Annotated in this window: 15 protein-coding genes and 1 riboswitch; of the genes, 5 read left to right on the top strand and 10 right to left on the bottom strand. The window is 72.3% G+C overall.

The features are described 5' to 3' along the window. On the bottom strand, nucleotides 1-199 hold a 199-nt coding region (locus tag ACWEO5_RS24540; RefSeq protein WP_452164438.1), incomplete at its 3' end, for a hypothetical protein. Between the two features lie 467 nt (nucleotides 200-666). Then, a riboswitch (cyclic di-AMP (ydaO/yuaA leader) is annotated at nucleotides 667-836 on the top strand. Between the two features lie 5 nt (nucleotides 837-841). Between ACWEO5_RS24540 and ACWEO5_RS24535 the strand changes: the two genes are divergently transcribed. From ACWEO5_RS24535 to ACWEO5_RS24525, 3 genes are all read left to right on the top strand, one after another. After that, complete coding sequence (locus ACWEO5_RS24535; RefSeq protein WP_452164437.1) at nucleotides 842-2,131, top strand: transglycosylase family protein; 1,290 nt, start codon at nucleotides 842-844, stop codon at nucleotides 2,129-2,131. A gap of 104 nt (nucleotides 2,132-2,235) precedes the next feature. Next, the gene (locus ACWEO5_RS24530; RefSeq protein WP_344550591.1) at nucleotides 2,236-2,436 is read left to right on the top strand and encodes a hypothetical protein; all 201 of its coding nucleotides are present in this window, start codon (nucleotides 2,236-2,238) and stop codon (nucleotides 2,434-2,436) included. A gap of 272 nt (nucleotides 2,437-2,708) precedes the next feature. After that, nucleotides 2,709-4,613 carry an AMP-dependent synthetase/ligase gene (locus ACWEO5_RS24525; RefSeq protein ID WP_452164436.1) on the top strand — a complete coding sequence of 635 codons (1,905 nt, stop codon included), beginning with the start codon at nucleotides 2,709-2,711 and terminating at the stop codon, nucleotides 4,611-4,613. A 51-nt stretch (nucleotides 4,614-4,664) separates the two neighbouring features. Here the strand turns inward: ACWEO5_RS24525 and ACWEO5_RS24520 are convergent, their stop codons facing one another. From ACWEO5_RS24520 to ACWEO5_RS24490, 7 genes are all read right to left on the bottom strand, one after another. After that, nucleotides 4,665-5,690 carry a LacI family DNA-binding transcriptional regulator gene (locus ACWEO5_RS24520; RefSeq protein WP_344550593.1) on the bottom strand — a complete coding sequence of 342 codons (1,026 nt, stop codon included), beginning with the start codon at nucleotides 5,688-5,690 and terminating at the stop codon, nucleotides 4,665-4,667. Nucleotides 5,691-5,715: 25 nt separating this feature from the next. Further along, a complete protein-coding gene (locus ACWEO5_RS24515) occupies nucleotides 5,716-7,443 on the bottom strand; it encodes a glycoside hydrolase family 13 protein (protein WP_452164435.1) in 1,728 nt (575 codons plus the stop codon). A gap of 51 nt (nucleotides 7,444-7,494) precedes the next feature. After that, nucleotides 7,495-8,394: a sugar ABC transporter permease gene (locus tag ACWEO5_RS24510; protein ID WP_452164434.1), complete on the bottom strand. Its 900-nt coding sequence runs from the start codon at nucleotides 8,392-8,394 to the stop codon at nucleotides 7,495-7,497. Between the two features lie 68 nt (nucleotides 8,395-8,462). Next, on the bottom strand, nucleotides 8,463-9,413 hold the full coding sequence (locus ACWEO5_RS24505; protein WP_344550595.1) for a carbohydrate ABC transporter permease: 951 nt from the start codon (nucleotides 9,411-9,413) through the stop codon (nucleotides 8,463-8,465). Between the two features lie 106 nt (nucleotides 9,414-9,519). After that, complete coding sequence (locus tag ACWEO5_RS24500; RefSeq protein WP_344550596.1) at nucleotides 9,520-10,800, bottom strand: extracellular solute-binding protein; 1,281 nt, start codon at nucleotides 10,798-10,800, stop codon at nucleotides 9,520-9,522. A 302-nt stretch (nucleotides 10,801-11,102) separates the two neighbouring features. Then, nucleotides 11,103-12,173, bottom strand: a complete 1,071-nt coding sequence (locus ACWEO5_RS24495; protein ID WP_452164433.1) for an aldose epimerase family protein — start codon at nucleotides 12,171-12,173, stop codon at nucleotides 11,103-11,105. A gap of 103 nt (nucleotides 12,174-12,276) precedes the next feature. Continuing rightward, the gene (locus ACWEO5_RS24490; RefSeq protein WP_452164432.1) at nucleotides 12,277-15,231 is read right to left on the bottom strand and encodes an ATP-binding protein; all 2,955 of its coding nucleotides are present in this window, start codon (nucleotides 15,229-15,231) and stop codon (nucleotides 12,277-12,279) included. 277 nt (nucleotides 15,232-15,508) lie between these two features. On the opposite strand from ACWEO5_RS24490, the gene ACWEO5_RS24485 reads away from it, so the two are divergent. After that, nucleotides 15,509-16,552, top strand: coding sequence for a terpene synthase family protein (locus ACWEO5_RS24485; RefSeq protein WP_452164431.1), 1,044 nt, complete (start codon nucleotides 15,509-15,511; stop codon nucleotides 16,550-16,552). A 33-nt stretch (nucleotides 16,553-16,585) separates the two neighbouring features. Here ACWEO5_RS24485 and ACWEO5_RS24480 read toward each other — a convergent pair whose 3' ends face one another. Together ACWEO5_RS24480 and ACWEO5_RS24475 are read right to left on the bottom strand one after the other, a co-directional pair. After that, a complete protein-coding gene (locus tag ACWEO5_RS24480) occupies nucleotides 16,586-16,960 on the bottom strand; it encodes an SHOCT domain-containing protein (protein WP_452164430.1) in 375 nt (124 codons plus the stop codon). Nucleotides 16,961-16,979: 19 nt separating this feature from the next. Beyond that, nucleotides 16,980-17,408 (bottom strand): DUF6325 family protein, encoded by a 429-nt coding sequence (locus tag ACWEO5_RS24475; RefSeq protein WP_452164429.1) that lies wholly within the window; start codon nucleotides 17,406-17,408, stop codon nucleotides 16,980-16,982. 231 nt (nucleotides 17,409-17,639) lie between these two features. Between ACWEO5_RS24475 and ACWEO5_RS24470 the strand changes: the two genes are divergently transcribed. Next, on the top strand, nucleotides 17,640-17,966 hold the full coding sequence (locus ACWEO5_RS24470; protein ID WP_452164428.1) for a nuclear transport factor 2 family protein: 327 nt from the start codon (nucleotides 17,640-17,642) through the stop codon (nucleotides 17,964-17,966). Nucleotides 17,967-17,996: the final 30 nt, after the last annotated feature.

Genomic DNA, 17,996 nt, shown 5'->3' with positions numbered 1-17,996 from the left:
CCGCCGGGCTGCCGCTGCCGCCGCCCGGGGCGGGCCGCGCGGCGGGTTCGTCGGCCCCCGCCCGGGACTGCCGCAGGACCACTCCCCCGCCGAGCGCCGTCACCGTCCCGACCGCCAGCCAGGTCAGCATCCTGCGCCGCCCGACCAGCGGCCGCCGGTGCCGCGCCGGCGGCTGCTCGCCGTTCCGCTGCTGTTCCACCTCGGCCGCCCTTCCGGGGCCCGCGACCCCGCGTTGTCGGGGGCAGCATAGGCAGAACGGCCGCCGGAAAGCGGCGACTTCCGTTTCGCTTAAGCATTCTGACGTACCGTCAGTCATCAGTTCGACCATTCGGCCACGGCCCCGCCACGGGCCCCGACGCACCGGACGAATCGGAAATCAGGCACAAATGCCTCTCGGCAAACCACCCCATATGCCGAATATTCCCTCACTGATTAGTATAACACCCAAAACGGGCACAAGATCAGTTATCGCCTGACGCGCGGCCAGGCCCGGCCAGCGGCCCGGGAGTTCGCCGAATGTTCCTTGATCACGAATTTCGCACACCGTGACGGCGGTCACAGGCATTTGCGAATCCTCCTTAATTCCGCTTAATCTCCTGCCCACGTTCGTGGACACACGAACCCAGCTCACCCGGAACGCCGAGTCCTGCCGCCGGGTGGGCCGGCTCATGCACAACGCACCACGGCAGGGGCGGGGGAACCAGGTAAGTCGCCCCGGGCGGCCGAGAGGCCGTACGGGGCTTGGGGTGAAGCCGGGCGCACCACGCGGTGCGCGCGGCCGGGCAACTCCAGCCCGAATCCGACAGCTCACCTCGCAGGCGTGGGAGAGGAACGCTTCTTCATGCTGCCCATCAGCGCCAAGCGAGCCCGCCGACTGATCGCCACCACCGGCGTCGTCGGCATCGGCCTCACCATCCCCTGCCTGACCACCGGCACCGCCTCCGCCGCCACCGTGGCGACCTGGGACAAGGTCGCGCAGTGCGAGTCCAGCGGCAACTGGTCGATCAACACCGGCAACGGCTTCTACGGTGGCCTGCAGTTCACCTCCTCCACCTGGGCCGAGTTCGGCGGCACCGCGTACGCCTCGCGCGCCGACCTGGCCACCAAGGACCAGCAGATCGCCGTCGCCGAGAAGGTGCTGGCCGTCCAGGGCCCCGGCGCCTGGCCGGTCTGCTCCGTCCAGGCCGGTCTGACCAAGGGCGGCGCCGCCCCCCAGGTCGACACCTCCGGCTCCTCGTCCTCGTCCTCCGCCACCGGTTCGGACAGCAGCAGCTCCTCGCAGTCGCAGTCGCAGTCCAGCGGCAGCAGCAAGGGCCAGTCCCAGCACTCCTGGTCGCAGGGCAAGTCGCAGTCGCAGGCCCAGACCCAGACCCAGCAGAGCGCCCCGGCCGCCACCGACACCCAGTCGGCCGGCAGCTACACCGTCGTGGCGGGCGACTGGCTGTCCGCCATCGCGCAGAGCCAGCACGTGGACGGCGGCTGGCAGAAGCTGTACGACCTGAACCGCTCGGTCCTCACCGAGGGCCCGGACGTGATCTACCCGGGTCAGCAGCTCTCGCTGGGCGGCGGCAGCAGCACCGCGCAGCAGTCCGCGCCGGCCACCAAGTCCTCCTCCTCGTACAAGGGCTCGTCCTGGAAGAACGGCGGCTCCACCACCAAGTCCTCCACCACCAAGTCCTGGACCGGCACCGCGAGCACTGCCACCACCACGGCGAAGACCGCGACCACCACCACGACCGCCGACACCGCGACCACCGCGACCAAGGCGACCGGCTCCAAGGCCGCGGCGATCGACTTCGCGCTGTCCAAGGTCGGCCAGGCGTACGTCTACGGCGGCACCGGCAACGGCGGCTGGGACTGCTCGGGCCTGACCCAGGCCGCGTTCCGCCAGGCCGGCATCAGCCTGCCGCGCGTCGCCGCCGACCAGGCGGACTACTCGACCCGCGTCTCGCTGGACAGCCTGCAGCCGGGCGACCTGCTGTTCTGGTCCAACAACGGCGCCAACTCGGGCGTCTACCACGTCGCGCTGTACATCGGCGACGGCAAGTACGTCGAGGCCGCGAACCCGCGCTCCGGCGTCCGCACCGAGACCATCGCCGACTGGGCCCCCGACTTCGCGGGCCGCGTCTGATCCGCGAGCGGTGAACCGCCGCTGCCCCCGGGGACCCTGGTCGGCCCCGGGGGCAGCGGCCTATCCTCGCCCTGGGAGAAGGCTCGACGACCGGGAGCGGCAGCATGGCGAAGGTGACGATCACGCTGGACGCGGACCTGGCCCTGGAAGTGATGATGCGGGCCGGCACCACCTCCCCCCAGGACGCGGTGGAACTGGTCCTGCGCGACTACCTCTCCACCGACCGCCGCACCATCGCCCGCACCGGCGGCACCCGCGACGGCGAACGCCTCCTCCCCAAGCCCCCCACCCCCGAAGAGGGCTGAGAACGAGCCCCGCCAGGGGCTCGGGGAACGGCGAGCCCGGGTCTGCGAGCGGTTCACTGCCGGAGCGCGCATCGGCTTCCGGTTCCGTTCACGACACGCAGCAGCACGGACACTTCGACGGGCTCCGGCCGTCAGCAGCACCGACCCGCCGTTCTCGCCCGAGCCCCTGGTGGCCCAAGTGCCGCAACTGTCAAGTAACTTACCGTCTAGTAAGTTTACTGGCGAGTACATACCCTGGGCGGACCCCCACCCCCGTCCAAGGGAGTCCGCTCATGGCACACCCCCTCGCCCGTGCCGCCCGCGCCGCCCGTCCGCCCGTCGAGGTGCTGCGCACCGGCGACCGGGTGGTCGAGGCCAGGGCCGCGTACCTGGTGCCGCCGCCCGCGGGCGGGAACCTGGGCGACCTGCCGTTCCGCAACGCGGAGGCCGCGCCGGAGGCGGTGGTGCTGTCCCGCCGCCGGTCGGACGGCTCCTGGCGGGGGGTGACGGCCCGGGAGTTCGCCGAGCAGGTCGCGGCGCTGGCCCGCGGCCTGCTCGCGGTCGGGGTGGGCCCCGGCGCGCGGATCGTGCTGATGTCGCGGACCAGGTACGAGTGGACGCTGCTGGACTTCGCCGCCTGGGCGGCCGGCGCGTGCGTGGTGCCGGTGTACCCGACGTCCGCGGTGGAGCAGGCGGAGTGGATCGTCCGGGACTCGGGGGCGGTGCTGGCGGTCGCGGAGGACGCCGGCGCCGCCGAGACGCTGGCCGTGGCGATCGCCCGCACCGGCGGGACGGTCCCGCTGTGGCGGCTGGACGAGGACGCCGTCGGCGAGCTCTCCGCCCTCGGCCGTTCCGTCCCCGCCGAGGCGCTGACCCGCCGCCGGGAGGCCTCCGGCCCGGCGGACGAGGCGACGCTGATCTACACCTCGGGCACCACCGGCCGCCCCAAGGGCTGCCTGCTCACCCACGCCAACTTCCTCACCGAGGCCGCGAACTGCCACGCCCTGCTGGAGCCGGTGTTCCAGGAGGCGACCGGCCGGGCCCCGTGCACCCTGCTGTTCCTGCCGCTGGCGCACGTGCTGGGCCGGATGATCCAGGTGACCTGCGTGTACGGGCGGATCCGGATCGGCCACAGCCCGTCCCTGAAGCCGGCCGACCTGCGGCCGGACCTGGCCTCGTTCGGTGCGACCTTCCTGGTCGGCGTGCCCTACCTGTTCGAGAAGATCCACCAGTTGGGCCGGGCCGAGGCGCAGGCGAAGGGCGCCGCGAAGGTGTTCGACCGGGCGGCCGCGGTGGCGGTGCGCTACGCCCGGGCCGAGCTGGCCGCGGCGGACGGCGGCCGCCCGGCGCCGCTCTCGCTGCGGCTGGCGCACGGCCTGTACGACGCGCTGGTGTACCGGCGGGTGCGGGCGGCGATGGGCGGCCGGGTGCGGTACGCGATCAGCGGCGGCTCCTCGATCGATCCGGAGCTGCTGCTGTTCTTCGCGGGCGCGGGCGTGCTGGTGCACGAGGGCTACGGGCTGACCGAGAGCAGCGGCCCGTCCACGGTGAACCCGCCGCTGCGGCCGCGTCCGGGCACGGTCGGGCAGCCGGTGCCGGGCAGCGCGGTGCGGATCGCCGAGGACGGCGAGGTGCTGCTGGCGGGCGGTCAGCTCTTCGACGGCTACTACGAGTTGGGGGCACCGCAGCCGCGCCGACCGCTCTGGTTCGCCACCGGCGACCTGGGCCGGCTGGACGGGGACGGCTACCTGACCATCACCGGCCGCAAGAAGGAGATCCTGGTGACCTCCGGCGGCAAGAACGTCTCGCCGGGCCCGCTGGAGGACCGGCTGCGCGGCCACCCGCTGGTCAGCCAGGCGCTGGTGGTCGGCAACGGCCGCCCGTACGTGGGCGCGCTGCTCACCCTGGACGCCGAGGCGGTCGAGCGCTTCCTCGCCACGGACCCGCCCGCCGCGCCCGCACCGCGGGGGGTGGAGGTCGCCAGCGCCGTCCCGGCCCACCCCGCGGTGCTGGCGGCGCTCGCCGAGGCGGTCCTGGCCGTCAACTCGACGGTCTCGCGGGCCGAGTCGATCCGCCGGGTGCGGGTGGTGGCGGGCGACTTCACCGAGGAGCGCGGCCTGCTGACGCCCTCGCTGAAGGTCCGCCGGCAGGCCGTCAGCACCGCCTACCGCCGCGACCTGGAACAGCTCTACGCGTAGCGGTACGGCCCCCGGGGTGGGCACCCCGGGGGCCGTACCGTACAGCGGGCCTCAGCCGTTGCGCGGGCCGGAGCCGGTCGAGCCGCGCATCACCAGCTCGGGCTGGAACATGAACTCGGAGCGCTGCGCCGGGTTCCCGCCGACCTCCTCCAGCAGGGCGTCGACGGCGGCGGTGGCCATCGCCTCCACCGGCTGGCGGACGGTGGTCAGCGGCGGCTCGGTGAACGCTATCAGCGGCGAGTCGTCGAACCCGACCACCGAGACGTCCTGCGGCACCGTCAGCCCGCGCTGGCGCACCGCGCGGATCGCGCCGAGCGCCATCATGTCGGAGCCGCAGACGATCGCCGTGCACCCCTTGTCGAGCAGCGCCTGGGCGGCGGCGTGCCCGCCCTCGACGCTGAACAGGGTGTGGTGGACGAGCTCCTCGGCCTGTTCGGGGGTGCGCCCGGTGAACTGCCGCAGGGCAGCGGTGAAGCCCTCGATCTTGCGCAGCACCGGCACGTACCGCTTCTGGCCGACCGCGAGGCCGATCGTCTCGTGGCCGAGCTCGACCAGGTGCTGGACGGCCATCTGCATGGCGGCCCGGTCGTCCGGGGAGATGAACGGCGCGGCGATCTTCTCGCTGTAGCCGTTGATCAGCACGAACGGCACCTGGCGGCCGGTCAGCTTGGCGTACCGGTCGTGGTCGGCGGTGGTGTCGGCGTGCAGGCCGGAGACGAACACGATGCCGGCGACGCCGCGCTCGACCAGCATCTCGACGAGTTCGTCCTCGGTGGAGCCGCCCGGGGTCTGGGTGCACAGCACCGGCGTGTAGCCGTGCCGGCTGAGCACCTGCTCGATGACCTGGGCGAGCGCCGGGAAGATGGGGTTGCTGAGCTCCGGGGTGATCAGGCCGATCAGCCCGGCGCTGCGCTGGCGCAGCCGGGTGGGCCGCTCGTACCCGAGCACGTCGAGAGCGGCCAGCACGGTCTGCCTGGTGGTCGCGGAGACGCCCGCTTTGCCGTTGAGTACGCGGCTGACGGTGGCTTCGCTGACCCCCGCCTGCGCCGCGATGTCGGAGAGTCGCGCCGTAGTCACGATCCCAGAGCCTATTGCAACCACGTCAGACCGCCCACCATGCGGTGCTGTCGGCCGGGAGTTCCACGCCGTTCTCCGTCACGACAGCCTCAGTAGAGGACAGCAGCATACGGCCGGGGGCGGGGATCCGGACGGTTTCGCCGGTGGTGTTCACGGTGCAGACGAACGCGCCCCCGGCCGACTCGCGCCGGAAGGCCAGCACGCCCTCGGGGGCGGGCAGCCACTCGACGGCGGTGCCGGCGCCGAGCGCGGGCTGTTCGCGGCGGACGGCGATCGCGGAGCGGTACAGCTCCAGCGTCGAGGTGGGGTCGCCGGTCTGCGCCTCCACCGACAGGTGGGCCCACTCGGCGGGCTGCGGCAGCCAGCTGGGGCCGCCGGCGTTCGGACCGAAGCCGTAGGGGGCCTCGGTGCCGGACCACGGGATCGGGACGCGGCAGCCGTCGCGGAAGCCGTCCTGTCCGGCCTGCCGGAAGAAGGACGGGTCCTGGCGGACCTCGTCGGGCAGGTCGGTGACGTCCGGCAGGCCGAGCTCCTCGCCCTGGTAGACGTACGCGGAGCCGGGCAGCGCGAGCATCAGCAGGCTGGCGGCGCGGGCCCGGCGCAGGCCGAGGGCGCGGTCGCCGGGGGTGCGGATCTGGGTGCCCAGGCCGGGCGGGTTGGCGAACCGGGTGGCGTGCCGGGTGACGTCGTGGTTGGAGAGCACCCAGGTGGTGGGGGCGCCGACCGGGCGCATCGAGTCGAGCGAGACGTCGATCACCTCGCGCAGCGCGGCGGCGTCCCAACCGGTGCCCAGGTACTGGAAGTTGAACGCCTGGTGGAGCTCGTCGGGGCGGACGTAGTTGGCGGTGCGCTGGACGGTCGGGGTCCAGGCCTCGGCGACGCCGATCCGGTCGCCGGGGTACTCGTCGAGGATCTGCCGCCAGCTGCGGTAGATGGCGTGCACGCCGTCCTGGTCGAAGAACGGCATGACGTCGTTGCCGAGCAGCTTGAGCTGGTCGTGGCTGCCGAGGTCGGGCAGGCCGGGGGCCTTGACCATGCCGTGGGCGACGTCGATCCGGAAGCCGTCGACGCCCATGTCGAGCCAGAACCGCAGGATGGAGCGGAACTCGTCGGCGACCGCCGGGTTGTCCCAGTTGAAGTCGGGCTGCTCGGGGGCGAACAGGTGCAGGTACCAGTCGCCCGGGGCGCCGTCCGGGTCGGTGGTGCGGGTCCAGGCGGGGCCGCCGAAGATGGACTCCCAGTCGTTGGGCGGGAGTTCGCCGTCCTCGCCCTTGCCGGGGCGGAAGTGGTAGCGCTCGCGCAGCGGGGAGCCGGGGCCCTCCCGCAGCGCGCGCTGGAACCACTCGTGCTGGTCGGAGGAGTGGTTGGGGACCAGGTCGACGATGATCCGCAGGCCCAGGTCGTGGGCGTCGCGGATCAGCGCGTCGGCGTCCAGCAGGGTGCCGAACATCGGGTCGACGGCCCGGTAGTCGGCCACGTCGTAGCCGGCGTCGGCCTGCGGGGAGGCGTAGAACGGCGAGAGCCACACCGCGTCCACGCCCAGGTCGCGCAGGTAGGGCAGCCGGCTGCGGATGCCGGGCAGGTCGCCCATGCCGTCGCCGTTGCCGTCGGCGAAGCTGCGCGGGTACACCTGGTAGATGACCGCGTCCCGCCACCAGCCGCCTCTGGCGGCGTCGTTCGCGGCAGTCGTCCGAGCGGCGGGAACGGCGGCGGGAACGGCGGGCCGGGAGGCGTCGGCCAGGTTCTGGGTCATTGGACAGTCATCCCTTGGAGGCTGTGGAAGTGACGTGGGAGGTGGCGCTGGTCAGGACTTCGCGGCGCCGGCGGTCAGACCGGTGACCAGGTGGCGCTGCACCAGGTAGAAGACGACCGCGGCGGGGAGGGCGATGAGCACCGAGGTGGCGGCCATCAGCTGCCACTGGTGGTCGTGCTCGCTGACGAACGAGGACAGGCCGACCGCCAGCGTGTACTTGTCGGACGAGAGCATGAAGGTCGAGGCGTAGGCGACCTCGCCCCAGGCGGTGAGGAAGGAGTAGAACGCGGCCACCGCCAGGCCCGGGCGGGCCAGCGGCAGGATCAGCCGCCAGAAGGTGCCGATCGGGGAGAGCCCGTCGACCCGGCCGGCCTCGTCGATCTCCATCGGGATGGTGTCGAAGTAGCCCTTGAGCAGCCAGGCGCAGTACGGCACGGTGGTGGCCGAGTAGACCAGGATCAGGCCGGTGTAGCTGTCCAGCATCCCGAGGTTCGACAGGATGTAGTACATCGGGACGATCAGCACCGCGATCGGGAACATCTGGGTGACCAGCAGGGTCCACATCAGCTGCCGGTAGCCGGGGAAGCGCATCCGGGAGACCGCGTAGCCGGTGGAGGCGGCGATCAGCACGCCGATCACGGTGGTGCCGCCGGCCACGATCGCCGAGTTGCCGAACCAGGTGAAGAACCCGGTGTCGTTCATGACCTTGGTGTAGTTGGAGAAGGTCATCTTGTCGAAGATCTTCGCCGGGTGCAGGTAGTCGTTGTCGTCCGGTCCGAGCGAGATGTACGCGATGTACAGCACGGGGAACAGCGCGACCAGGCTGGCGACGATCAGCGTGCCGTGCGAGAGCACGGTGGCCAGCGGGGAGGACTGGCCGCGCCGGCGGATCTTGGCGGGGCGCTCGGCGGTGGTCGTCTCGGCGGCGGGGCGGTCGGCGGTGAGTGTCATGGGGCTGCCTGCCTGGTCGTGGTCCTCGGTCGGGGAAGCGGTTCGGCCCTGGGGCGCGGTCTCGGCGCTCATCCGTTGGCCTTCTCGTTCCGGGCCAGCCAGCGGCGGTAGAAGGTGGTGAACACGATCAGGATCGACAGCAGCAGGATCCCGTAGGTCGCGGACTGCGCGTAGTCGGACGGCTGCTGGCCGAAGCCGAGGCGGTACGCCCAGGTGACCAGGATCTGCGCGTCGGGGGCGCCGGAGCCGAACAGCAGGAAGATGACCGCGAACTGGTTGAAGGTCCAGATCACGCCGAGCAGTACGACGGTGGAGGAGACGGTGCGCAGGCCGGGCAGGGTGACGTGGCGGAAGCGCTGCCAGGCGGTGGCGCCGTCCATCTCGGCGGCCTCGTAGAGCTCCTGCGGGATCGACTGGAGTCCGCCGAGCAGCGAGATCATCATGAACGGCACGCCGACCCAGGTGTTGACCAGGATCGCGGCGGCCTTCTGCGCCAGCGGGTCGGACAGCCAGGCGGGTTCGGGCAGGTGCAGGAAGGACAGCAGTCCGTTGACGGCGCCGCCGTCGGCGAGCATCAGCCGCCAGGAGAAGACGGTGACGAAGGTCGGCACCGCCCAGGGCAGGATCAGCACCAGCCGGTACAGGCCGCGGCCGCGCATCTTCCGGTTGAGCAGCAGCGCCAGGCCGAGGCCGATGCTGTAGTGCAGGACCACGCAGATCGCGGTCCAGGCGACGGTCCAGATGAAGTGCGACCAGAACCGGTCGTAGGCGGTCGGCCCCCACAGCACGTCCGCGTAGTTGTCCAGCCCGACGAAGTCGAAGCTGTCGGGGATGTGGTTGACGCCGATCTGTCGCCCGACGTTGAGGCTGGTGGCGTTGGTCAGGGTCAGGTAGATGCCGCGCACCAGCGGGTAGCCGACCAGCACCCCGAGGACGATCACGACCGGCGCGATCATCGCGTACGCGTACCAGTACTTCGAGTACGACAGCCTGATGCGCTGTACGACCGCAACTGCCATGGGATGACACCTTCTCCGGGAGGTCCGCCGCCTGCCTCGGCGACTGCTGGGGGTAGGACGGGGCCGCCCGGCCCACCGTCAGGTGTGGGCCGGGCGGCCGTTCGGCTTACTTGGTGAAGTCCGGGAGGAGCTTCGCGTAGTCGGTGGCGGTGGCGTCGAGGCCGGCCTTGGTGTCCGACTGGTCCTGGACGATCTTGCCGAGGTTGGTGCCGAAGGAGCCGAACAGCGAGGCGTACTCGGGCAGTTCGGGGCGCGGCTGGGCGGAGGTCAGGACCGCCTGGAAGTCCGCGATGCCGGGGTTGGCCTTGACCTCGGCGGTGTAGGCGTCGCTGCGGGTGGGCAGGGTGCCGTTCTTCAGCGCGAGGAAGGTCTGGCTCTCGGCGGAGGTCAGGAACGCGGCGAGCTTCTCGGCGGCGGCCTTGTGGGCGGCGTCGGAGCCGGCGTAGACGGAGACGTTGTGGCCGCCGGTGGGGGCGCCGCCCTTGCCGGTGGAGCCGTTCGGGACGGCGGCGATGCCGAGGTTCTTCTTGTCGGCGAACGCGGCGCCCTTGTAGACGTTGGTGACCTCCCAGGGACCCTGGATGATCGCGGCGACCTTGCCGTTGTTGAAGGCGTCCATCATGTGCGCGTAGGCGTCGGTGGTGACGTCGGCCTTCACGGTGCCGGGCGAGGTGAACATCGACTTGTAGGTGTCGACGGCCTTGACGGCCTCGGCCGAGTTGACGGTGATCTTCTTGCCGGCGGTGTCCACCATGTTGGTGCCCTCGCCGTACAGGAACGGCATGGCGTAGTAGCCGTCCGCGGCCTTCAGCCAGAAGCCGTCGACGCCGGCCTTGTCCTTCAGCTGCGCGGCGTCGGCCTTGAGCTCGTCCCAGGTGGTGGGGGCGGCGGTGATGCCGGCCTTGGCGAAGAGCTCCTTGTTGTACATCAGGGCGAGGGTGTCGGTGACCAGCGGGACGCCGTAGGTCTTGCCCGAGTACTGGGCCTGCTGGATCAGCGAGGGCTGGAAGGCGGAGACGTCGGTCAGCGCCGGGGTGCCGTCCAGCGGCTCCAGGTAGCCGGCCTTGGCGAAGGCGGAGGTCCAGCCGACCTCGGAGCGGAAGACGTCCGGCGCGCCCTTGGCGCCCATCGCGGTCTGCAGCTTGTTCTGCGCCGTGTCGAACGGCACGTTGACGAAGTTGACCTTGACGTTCGGGTTCGCGGCCTCGAACTTCTTGACCAGCTCCTGGTAGTTGGGAGCCTCGTTGGTGGCGTTCGAGGTGTCCCAGTAGGTGATGGTGACCGGTCCGTCGCTCTTGCTGTCCGAGCCGGAGCCGCTGCTGCTGCAAGCCGCCATGGTGACCGCCAGAGCCGCAACGAGAGCGGAGGCCGCGATGCCACGCCGCATGGAAACTCCTATGAAAGGTGGGGGTGCCCGAGATGGAGGAGGACGGCGCATAATGGCTGTCCGAAGCCGACTGCGCCGTTGCGGCCGCCGGGCTTGAGCAGGAACGTAACAGCGCGGTGAGCGTTGCTGAAAGTCCTTGCAGCAAGTTTCTGCAAGGTGACGGCGATCGTTACGTCCACGTGTCCTTAGAGTTGCCGACGCGCGTCTTGACCATCCGTCGCCTTGCGGAAACTCCTTGCAGTCGGCGGGCACGAAAAGGCCCCCGGGAGCAGCGCTCCCGGGGGCCCTCGATCGGGCGCGGCTCAGCCGGCGGTGCCCAGCCGCAGCACGGTGGTGGACCGGAACTCCTGCTCCGGCCGCAGCTCGGTCGACGGGTAGGACGGCTGGTGCGGCGAGTCCGGGTGGTGCTGGGTCTCCAGCGCCACCCCGGCGTACGGGCCGTAGGACGCCCCGGACGGGCCGGTGACCGCGCCGTCGAAGCCGTTCGCGGTGTACACCTGGATGCCCGGCTCGGTGGTCAGCACCTCCAGCGTCCGCCCGCTGCCCGGGTCCGCCAGCAGCGCCGCCCGCACCGGCGGCCCGTCCGCGGGGCGCTCGCGCAGCACCCAGTTGTGGTCGTAGCCGCGTGAAAGTTTCAGCTGCGGGTGCCCGTCGTGGATCCGCTCGCCGATCGGCCGGGCGGTGGTGAAGTCGAACGGGGTGTCCGCCACCGGCTCGTACGGGCCGTACGGGATCTGCCGCTCGTCGACCGGGGTGTACGCGTCCGCGTCGACGGTCAGCAGGTGGCCGAGCACGTCGCCGCGGCCCTCGCCGGCCAGGTTGAAGTAGGCGTGGTTGGTCAGGTTGAGCACCGTCGGCTTGCTGGTCACCGCCCGGTAGGAGAGGGCCAGCTCGGAGCCGGTGAGGGTGAAGTCGACCCAGACGTCCAGCGCGCCCGGGAAGCCCTGGTCGCCGTCCGGCGAGTGCAGGTGCATCCGGACCCCGTCGGGGATCTCCTCGGCCTCCCACACCCGGTGCGCGAAGGAGTCCGGGCCGCCGTGCAGGGTGACGCCGTTGCCGGTGGGCAGCAGCGGGTGGTCCTCGCCGTCGACGGTGATCCGGCTGCCCGCGATCCGGTTGGCGTACCGGCCGACGGTCACCCCGTAGTGCTTGGCCGGGCCGAGCAGGGTGCCCACGTCGTTGCTGGTGAGCAGCAGCTGGGCGGGGGCGCCGGAGCGGTCCGGGGCGGTGAGGGTGTGCAGCGCGGCACCCAGCGTGATCACCGTCGCCTCGATCGAACCGGCCCGCAGCGTCCAGCGCTCCAGGCCCATCCCGGCCCCGGAGTGGTCGTACGGTGCCCGGTGCACCTCGGTGGGCTCGGCCGGCGCGGTCATGGGGCTGCTCCTCGGTTCGTGATCATCCTGCCCGGTCAGCGTAGCCCGACCCGGCGCGCGGACCGGCGACCCGCCCCGCGCGCCGACAGGATCGGCCCGCCCCTCAGTCAACCTGCCCGGGGTCGTCGACGGGCAATCCGAGCGCGTCCGCCAGCCCGTCCGGACCGGTGCCGAGCTTGCGGTGGACCGCGGCGAGGCGCTGCTTGACGATCCCCAGCGGGAGCCGCAGCTCCTCGGCGATCCGCTGCGGCGGCAGCGAGCGGGCGGCGAGCCGGGCGACCTCGTGCTCGGCCGGGTTGAGGGTGTCCTTGGCCGGGACCGCCGAACGGCTGGGCTGCAGCCCGGCCGTGGCGAGCAGCTCGCGGGCCCGCACCTCCAGGCTGTCGGCGCCGCAGTGCTTGGCCAGCTCCAGGCCCTGGTAGAGGTGTTCCTCGGCCTCCAGGCTGCGGCCGACCTGCACCAGCGCGGCCCCCAGGTCGACCAGGGCGTGCGCGTGCTCGTAGCTCGCCGGGGAGCGGCCCAGCCAGCCGACCGCGTCCTGGAGCAGCCGCACGGCGTGCGCGCCCTCCCGGACCTGGGCGGCCAGCCGCAGCGCGGTGCCGATCGCCGACGGGACGCCGGACGTCCTGGCCCGCTCGACCGCCTCGTCCGCGGTCCTGCGGGCCGCCGGGAGGTCCTGCTCCGCCAACGCGACCGCCAGGTGGCCGGCCCACGGGGCGTGCACGCCGGAGTGCCAGCCCCGCCGTTCCAGCCGTTCGCCGACCTTGGCCAGCACCTCGGCGGCCTCCTGGTGCCGGCCGCGCGCGATCAGCAGCTTGCCGTAGGTGGTGGCCGCGTCGGGGAGCACCAGCGCGGTCTCGTGGTAGGGCGGCTGGAAGCGGTACTTGACCGCGGTGTCCCAGGCCTCCTGGTCGCGGCCGCGGGCGAGCAGGGTCTCGATCATCACGCCCGCCAGGTTCCAGGTCAGCGGCAGGCCGGTGCCCATCCGGTCGGCGATCCGCAGGCCGCGGCGCAGGAAGTCCTCGGCCTCCGGGAGGAAACCGCGGCGCAGCCGGGCGTAGCCCATCAGGAAGTAGGCGAAGCCGCGGTGCGCGCCGCTCCACCCGGCGATCTCGAAGTCCAGGATTGCGGAGCTGAACAGCTTCTCGGCGCGGGCGAGTTCGTCGTTGTAGGCGAAGCAGAGGCCGAGCAGGGCGGGCAGTTCGAAGTTCCAGGTGGTGTTGGTCCAGCGGAGGCTGTCCGGCAGCCGGCCCTCCACCAGGGCGGACTCGGCGGCCCGCAGCGCCTCGGTGGTGCCGCCGCCCTGGAGGGTGAGGTCCCAGGCGTGCAGGACGCGGACCGGCTGGGCGGCCTCGCTGTCCGGGTCGACCTCGGCGGCCAGCCGGCGGACCCGCTCGGCGCGTTCGGACCCGTCCTCCTCGTCCCGCTGCAGCGCGGTGTACAGCAGCTGGGCGACCAGCAGCCGGAACCGGCCGGGGCCCTCGGGGGTGTGGTCGGACTCGTCCTGGCAGAGCGCGGCGGCCCCGCCCAGGTCGCCGCTGTGGGCGACCACCTCGGAGAGCCGCAGGACCGCCTCGACCCGCAGGTCGGGGCTGAGCCCGGGTTCCATGTCGATGGCGCGGCGCAGCTGGTTGGCGGTGGCCTCGGGGTCGGTGAGCAGGCTGGCGCAGGCCAGTTCGTACAGCACCTCGGCCTGGTCGTCCACGTCCGGCGGCTCGTTCATGGCGCGCTCCAGACAGCGGCGGGCGGCCTCGGGCGCGCCGATGGCCAGGTTCTCGGCGGCGGCCCGGCGCAGCTTGCGCACCATCGCGTCGTCGCCCTCGCCGGGGTGGGTCTCCAGCAGGTGCCGGGAGGCGGCCAGCAGCGAGCCGCCCGCGTTCTCGATCACCGTGGCGGCCTGGCCGTGCATGCCGGTGCGGGTGCTGGGCGGGATCGACTGGTAGATCGAGGTGGCGATCAGCGGGTGGACGAACTCCAGCCGGCCGTCGGGCTGGCTGGTGAGCACGCGCATCCGGCGCAGCACCCGCACCGACTCGGCGGCCTGGGTGGCGGTCTGGCCGCAGATCGCGGCGGCCACCTCCTCCTTGATCTCGGTGCCGAGCAGGGCCGCGGCCCAGGCGAACCGGATGACCGTGACGCCGAGCTTCTCCAGCCAGTAGTCGCGGCCCTGCCCGCGGGCGGCCGCGGCCAGGTCGCGCAGCCGGGGCGAGTTCTCCTCGATCGGTTCGAGGTTCTGCTCGCGGACCTCGCGCACCAGCGCCACGGTGTCGAACGGGGTGCCGGCGGTGACCGCCCAGACCTGGCGGCAGAACGCGTCGTCGGCCTCGGCGAACTCGTCGTGCACGATGGCGGCCACCGACACCGGGTTGAGCTGCACCAGTTCGTGCTTGTAGACGGCCCGGTCCTTGATCTGCCGGGCGAACGGGAGGGCCTCCTCCTCGAACTCGTGCCGGAAGGCGAAGACCAGCAGCACGGGCAGTTCGCGGGCGCGCACCGCGAAGGAGGCGAGCCAGCTCAGCGACTCCTGGTCGACGGCGTGCAGGTCGTCGACGATCACCACCAACGGGGCCCGGCGGGGCGCCAGTTGGGTGATGACGAAGTCCAGGCCGTCGTGGATGCCCTGCGGGTCGATCCGCTCGATCTCGCCGGACGGCGGGGCCAGGCCGATGGCCGGCGCGACGATGTTGTACCAGCTGCCGAACACCTCCTTGCGCTCGGCCTCGTCCAGGCCGCCGAGCACCGGCATGAGCAGCTGCCGCAGCACGCGGAACGGTTCCTTGCGCTCGCGCTCGCTGCCCCGGGCGAACAGCGTGGTGGAGCCCTCGCGGGCCCCGGCGATCCGGCGGGCCTGCTCCAGCATGGTGGTCTTGCCGATGCCCGGCATGCCGGAGAAGAGCAGCAGTTCGCCGATCCTCAGGCCGCCCGCGGCGTACTCGCGGCACAGTTTGTCCACGGCGTGCTCGATGGAGCGCATCTCGTGGTCGCGTTCCCACAGCCGCGGGCCCGCCGGCCCCGTGTCGGCCGCCTGCACCTGCGACCCGCTCTGCTCTTCGGCCACGTCCGTCCCTCCGCCTCGCCGTCCGGCACTCCGTTCCCGACCTTAGCGCCGCCTTCGGCCGCGCGAGTGGCGTTCGCGCAGGCAGGGGCGGCTGACGCTGGGTTAGCTGTGCTCGTCCGGGGCAAATCCCTTACCAGTTATGACATCTGACGACCTGATCGGATAACTTTCCGGCCACACGGGTGTAGTCGATCTTCACCGGGGAAGGCCATCGCCCGGGTCCGCACACCCCTGGATTCCCGCGCCGCACCGGCAACAGGCTGCTCCTGGAGATACGTTGGCTGCAATACCCCCGCTCTTCTGCCCCATCCCGTCCAGCCTGCACCCGGATCACGAGGCGGTCGGCAAGAGCACCGAACTCTGGCTCGACACGATGGGCTTCACCGGGGACGCCGAACGCCGACGACGCCTACTGGCCATCGGTGCGCACGAGTTCGTCTGCCGGATCGCCCGGGACGCCGAGGGCACCACCGGACTGGAGCTGGTCTCCCAGTGGCTCTGCAGCATGCTCACCCTGGACGACGAGTGGGACACCGGCCGGCTCAGCCGGGACCCGTCCCGTGTACTCACCATAGCAGCCACGCTACTGGCTGTTATCAATTCCACGCACTCGCATCCGGGCGAGGACGACCGCTACGTCGCCTCGGTCCGCGACGTGTTCGGCCGGGCCCGCGCCTGGGCCCCCGCGCTCTCCGTGAAGCGCTGGGCGGACAGCCAGCTGGAGTCCTTCCTGGGCGCCGCCACCATCGTCGCCTACCGCACCGAGGGCCGTCCGATGACGCTCTCCGAGTACCTGACGGTCGGCCCGCTGGACCGCGGCAGCCGCTCCTGCATCGAGATCATCGAGGTCTGCGAGCGCACCGCCATCCCGCAGTCCCAACTGGACTCGCCGCGGGTGCACGCGCTCACCGAGGCCGCCAAGTTCCTGGTCCTGGTCTCGGCCGACGTCTACTCCTTCCGCCGCGAGGACGACCACGGCGCGCTGGAGAGCAACATCGTGGACGCGCTCCAGCGGCACCTGGGCTGCGGACAGGAGCGGGCACTGCTGGAGGCGGCCGCCCTGCACGACCGCACCATGTGCCTGTTCCTCCGCCTCGCGGACCGCACCTCCCGCCGCGCCGGCGCCGAACTCCAGCGCTACATCACCCAGTTGTCCAATCTGGTGAGCGGCAACCTGGAGTGGGGCTTCACCTCCGCCCGCTACACCGAGCGCGTCCCCGGCACCCTCCCGGTGGCCGAACGCGCCGAACGGCCCGCCGACGGCCGGCTCACCCCGCCGCCCTACCCCGAGATCGCCTGGTGGTGGGACCAGCTGTGGTGACGACCGGCCCCGACGGGCCGTGCGGAGCCCCGCTCAGGCCAGCAGCCTGGCCTTCGCGGCGGCGAACTCCTCCGGGGTGAGCAACCCCTGCTGCACCAGCTGCGCCAACTGCCCCAGCTTGCTCGCCACGTCCTCGCCGCCCGCAGCGGGAGCGACGGGAGCGACGGGCGCGACGGGCGGCGGCGCGTAGACCGGCTGCTGGACGACCTGCTGCTGGACGGCCTGCTGCTGCGCTGCCCGGTCCTGCTCCGCCTGGAGCTCCGCGATCGCCCGGTCCTGGTCCTGCTCGCCGGCGGCCCGGCGGGCCCCGGCCCGGCCGGCGGCGTACGCGGCGCCGCCCACCAGCAGCCCGCGGGCGAGCGGGCGCCCCACCGGGCGCACCACCCGGACCGGCCGGATCGGTCTCATCGGTCGGAACACGGCACCCTCACTCTCCCGCCGCGACGCGCGCCTCGGCGGCGCGAACGGCCTCGTCGATGTTCTCCGGCGGGACGCGCACCCCGGAGGCGAGCCTGCCGCCCACCGCGGCCAGCGCCTCGGCCGCCTCCCGGGCCCACAGGTGCTCGATCAGCACGATCAGCGCCGCGCTGCCGGGCTCCATCAGTTCGACCGCCTCCTGGGCGTCCTCCGGCCCGATCAGCGGCAGTTCCTCGCCGTCCAGACCCTCGACGCCGCGCAGGTGCTCGAAGTCGGCGAGCTCCCCGTAGGCGGCGTCGCCCTCGGCGTCCCGGACCACCACCAGCGAGTCGATCACCCGGACCCCGGCGGCGTCCCGCAGCCGGACCAGCGCGGTGGCCGCCTCGGCGGTGACGGTCGGCCCGGGGAAGGTCAGGACGAGCAGTTCGGCCGGTCCCATCAGGGGCTCCCTTCCGTGCACGAATCCCTCATATCGGGATCAAATCACACGAATGCCGGGGAGTCGGGGTCCGCCACGCACCGCCCGCCCGGGCCCCGGGCGGACCCCCGGCGGGCCCCCGACGGGTGCGCGGCGGGGCCCCGGGCGGCCCACGGCGGCTGGCGAGCCGGGGTCGCGCGTGGTCCCGTCGAAGCACCATCCGTCCGACCCCGCAGCAAGGAGCCAACCGCCATGACCATCGCCGTCGACAAGCTCTCCGATCCGGCCGTCCGCCGCCTGCTCGGCGCCGTCAACTCCGGCGACCGGGACGCCTTCTTCGCCACCCTGACCGAGGACGCCACGATGTCCGACGACGGCTCCGAGCGCGACTTGGCGGACTGGGTCGACCGGGAGATCTTCTCCTCGCACGGGCACATCGAGGTGCAGACCGAGAAGTCCGGCGGCCGCGCCCTGGTCGCCGCCTACCGCAACGACACCTGGGGCGAGATGCGCACCGCCTGGCGCTTCACGGTCACCCCCGACGGCCGGGTCAGCCGGTTCGAGACCGGCCAGGCCTGACGCCCCGCCGCCCTGCCCGGTCCCGCCGCC

It is taken from the genome of Kitasatospora sp. NPDC004272 (genome assembly GCF_053603035.1).
This window is presented reverse-complemented; position numbering and strand designations above follow the sequence as displayed.

Bases quoted from the DNA above. Each gene is read 5' to 3' on its own strand.
- ACWEO5_RS24515 (WP_452164435.1), bottom strand. From the start codon at position 7,443: ATGACCCAGAACCTGGCCGACGCCTCCCGGCCCGCCGTTCCCGCCGCC.
- ACWEO5_RS24480 (WP_452164430.1), bottom strand. From the start codon at position 16,960: ATGAGACCGATCCGGCCGGTCCGGGTGGTGCGCCCGGTGGGGCGCCCG.
- ACWEO5_RS24510 (WP_452164434.1), bottom strand. From the start codon at position 8,394: ATGACACTCACCGCCGACCGCCCCGCCGCCGAGACGACCACCGCCGAG.
- ACWEO5_RS24535 (WP_452164437.1), top strand. From the start codon at position 842: ATGCTGCCCATCAGCGCCAAGCGAGCCCGCCGACTGATCGCCACCACC.
- ACWEO5_RS24470 (WP_452164428.1), top strand. From the start codon at position 17,640: ATGACCATCGCCGTCGACAAGCTCTCCGATCCGGCCGTCCGCCGCCTG.
- ACWEO5_RS24530 (WP_344550591.1), top strand. From the start codon at position 2,236: ATGGCGAAGGTGACGATCACGCTGGACGCGGACCTGGCCCTGGAAGTG.
- ACWEO5_RS24525 (WP_452164436.1), top strand. From the start codon at position 2,709: ATGGCACACCCCCTCGCCCGTGCCGCCCGCGCCGCCCGTCCGCCCGTC.
- ACWEO5_RS24495 (WP_452164433.1), bottom strand. From the start codon at position 12,173: ATGACCGCGCCGGCCGAGCCCACCGAGGTGCACCGGGCACCGTACGAC.
- ACWEO5_RS24500 (WP_344550596.1), bottom strand. From the start codon at position 10,800: ATGCGGCGTGGCATCGCGGCCTCCGCTCTCGTTGCGGCTCTGGCGGTC.
- ACWEO5_RS24475 (WP_452164429.1), bottom strand. From the start codon at position 17,408: ATGGGACCGGCCGAACTGCTCGTCCTGACCTTCCCCGGGCCGACCGTC.
- ACWEO5_RS24505 (WP_344550595.1), bottom strand. From the start codon at position 9,413: ATGGCAGTTGCGGTCGTACAGCGCATCAGGCTGTCGTACTCGAAGTAC.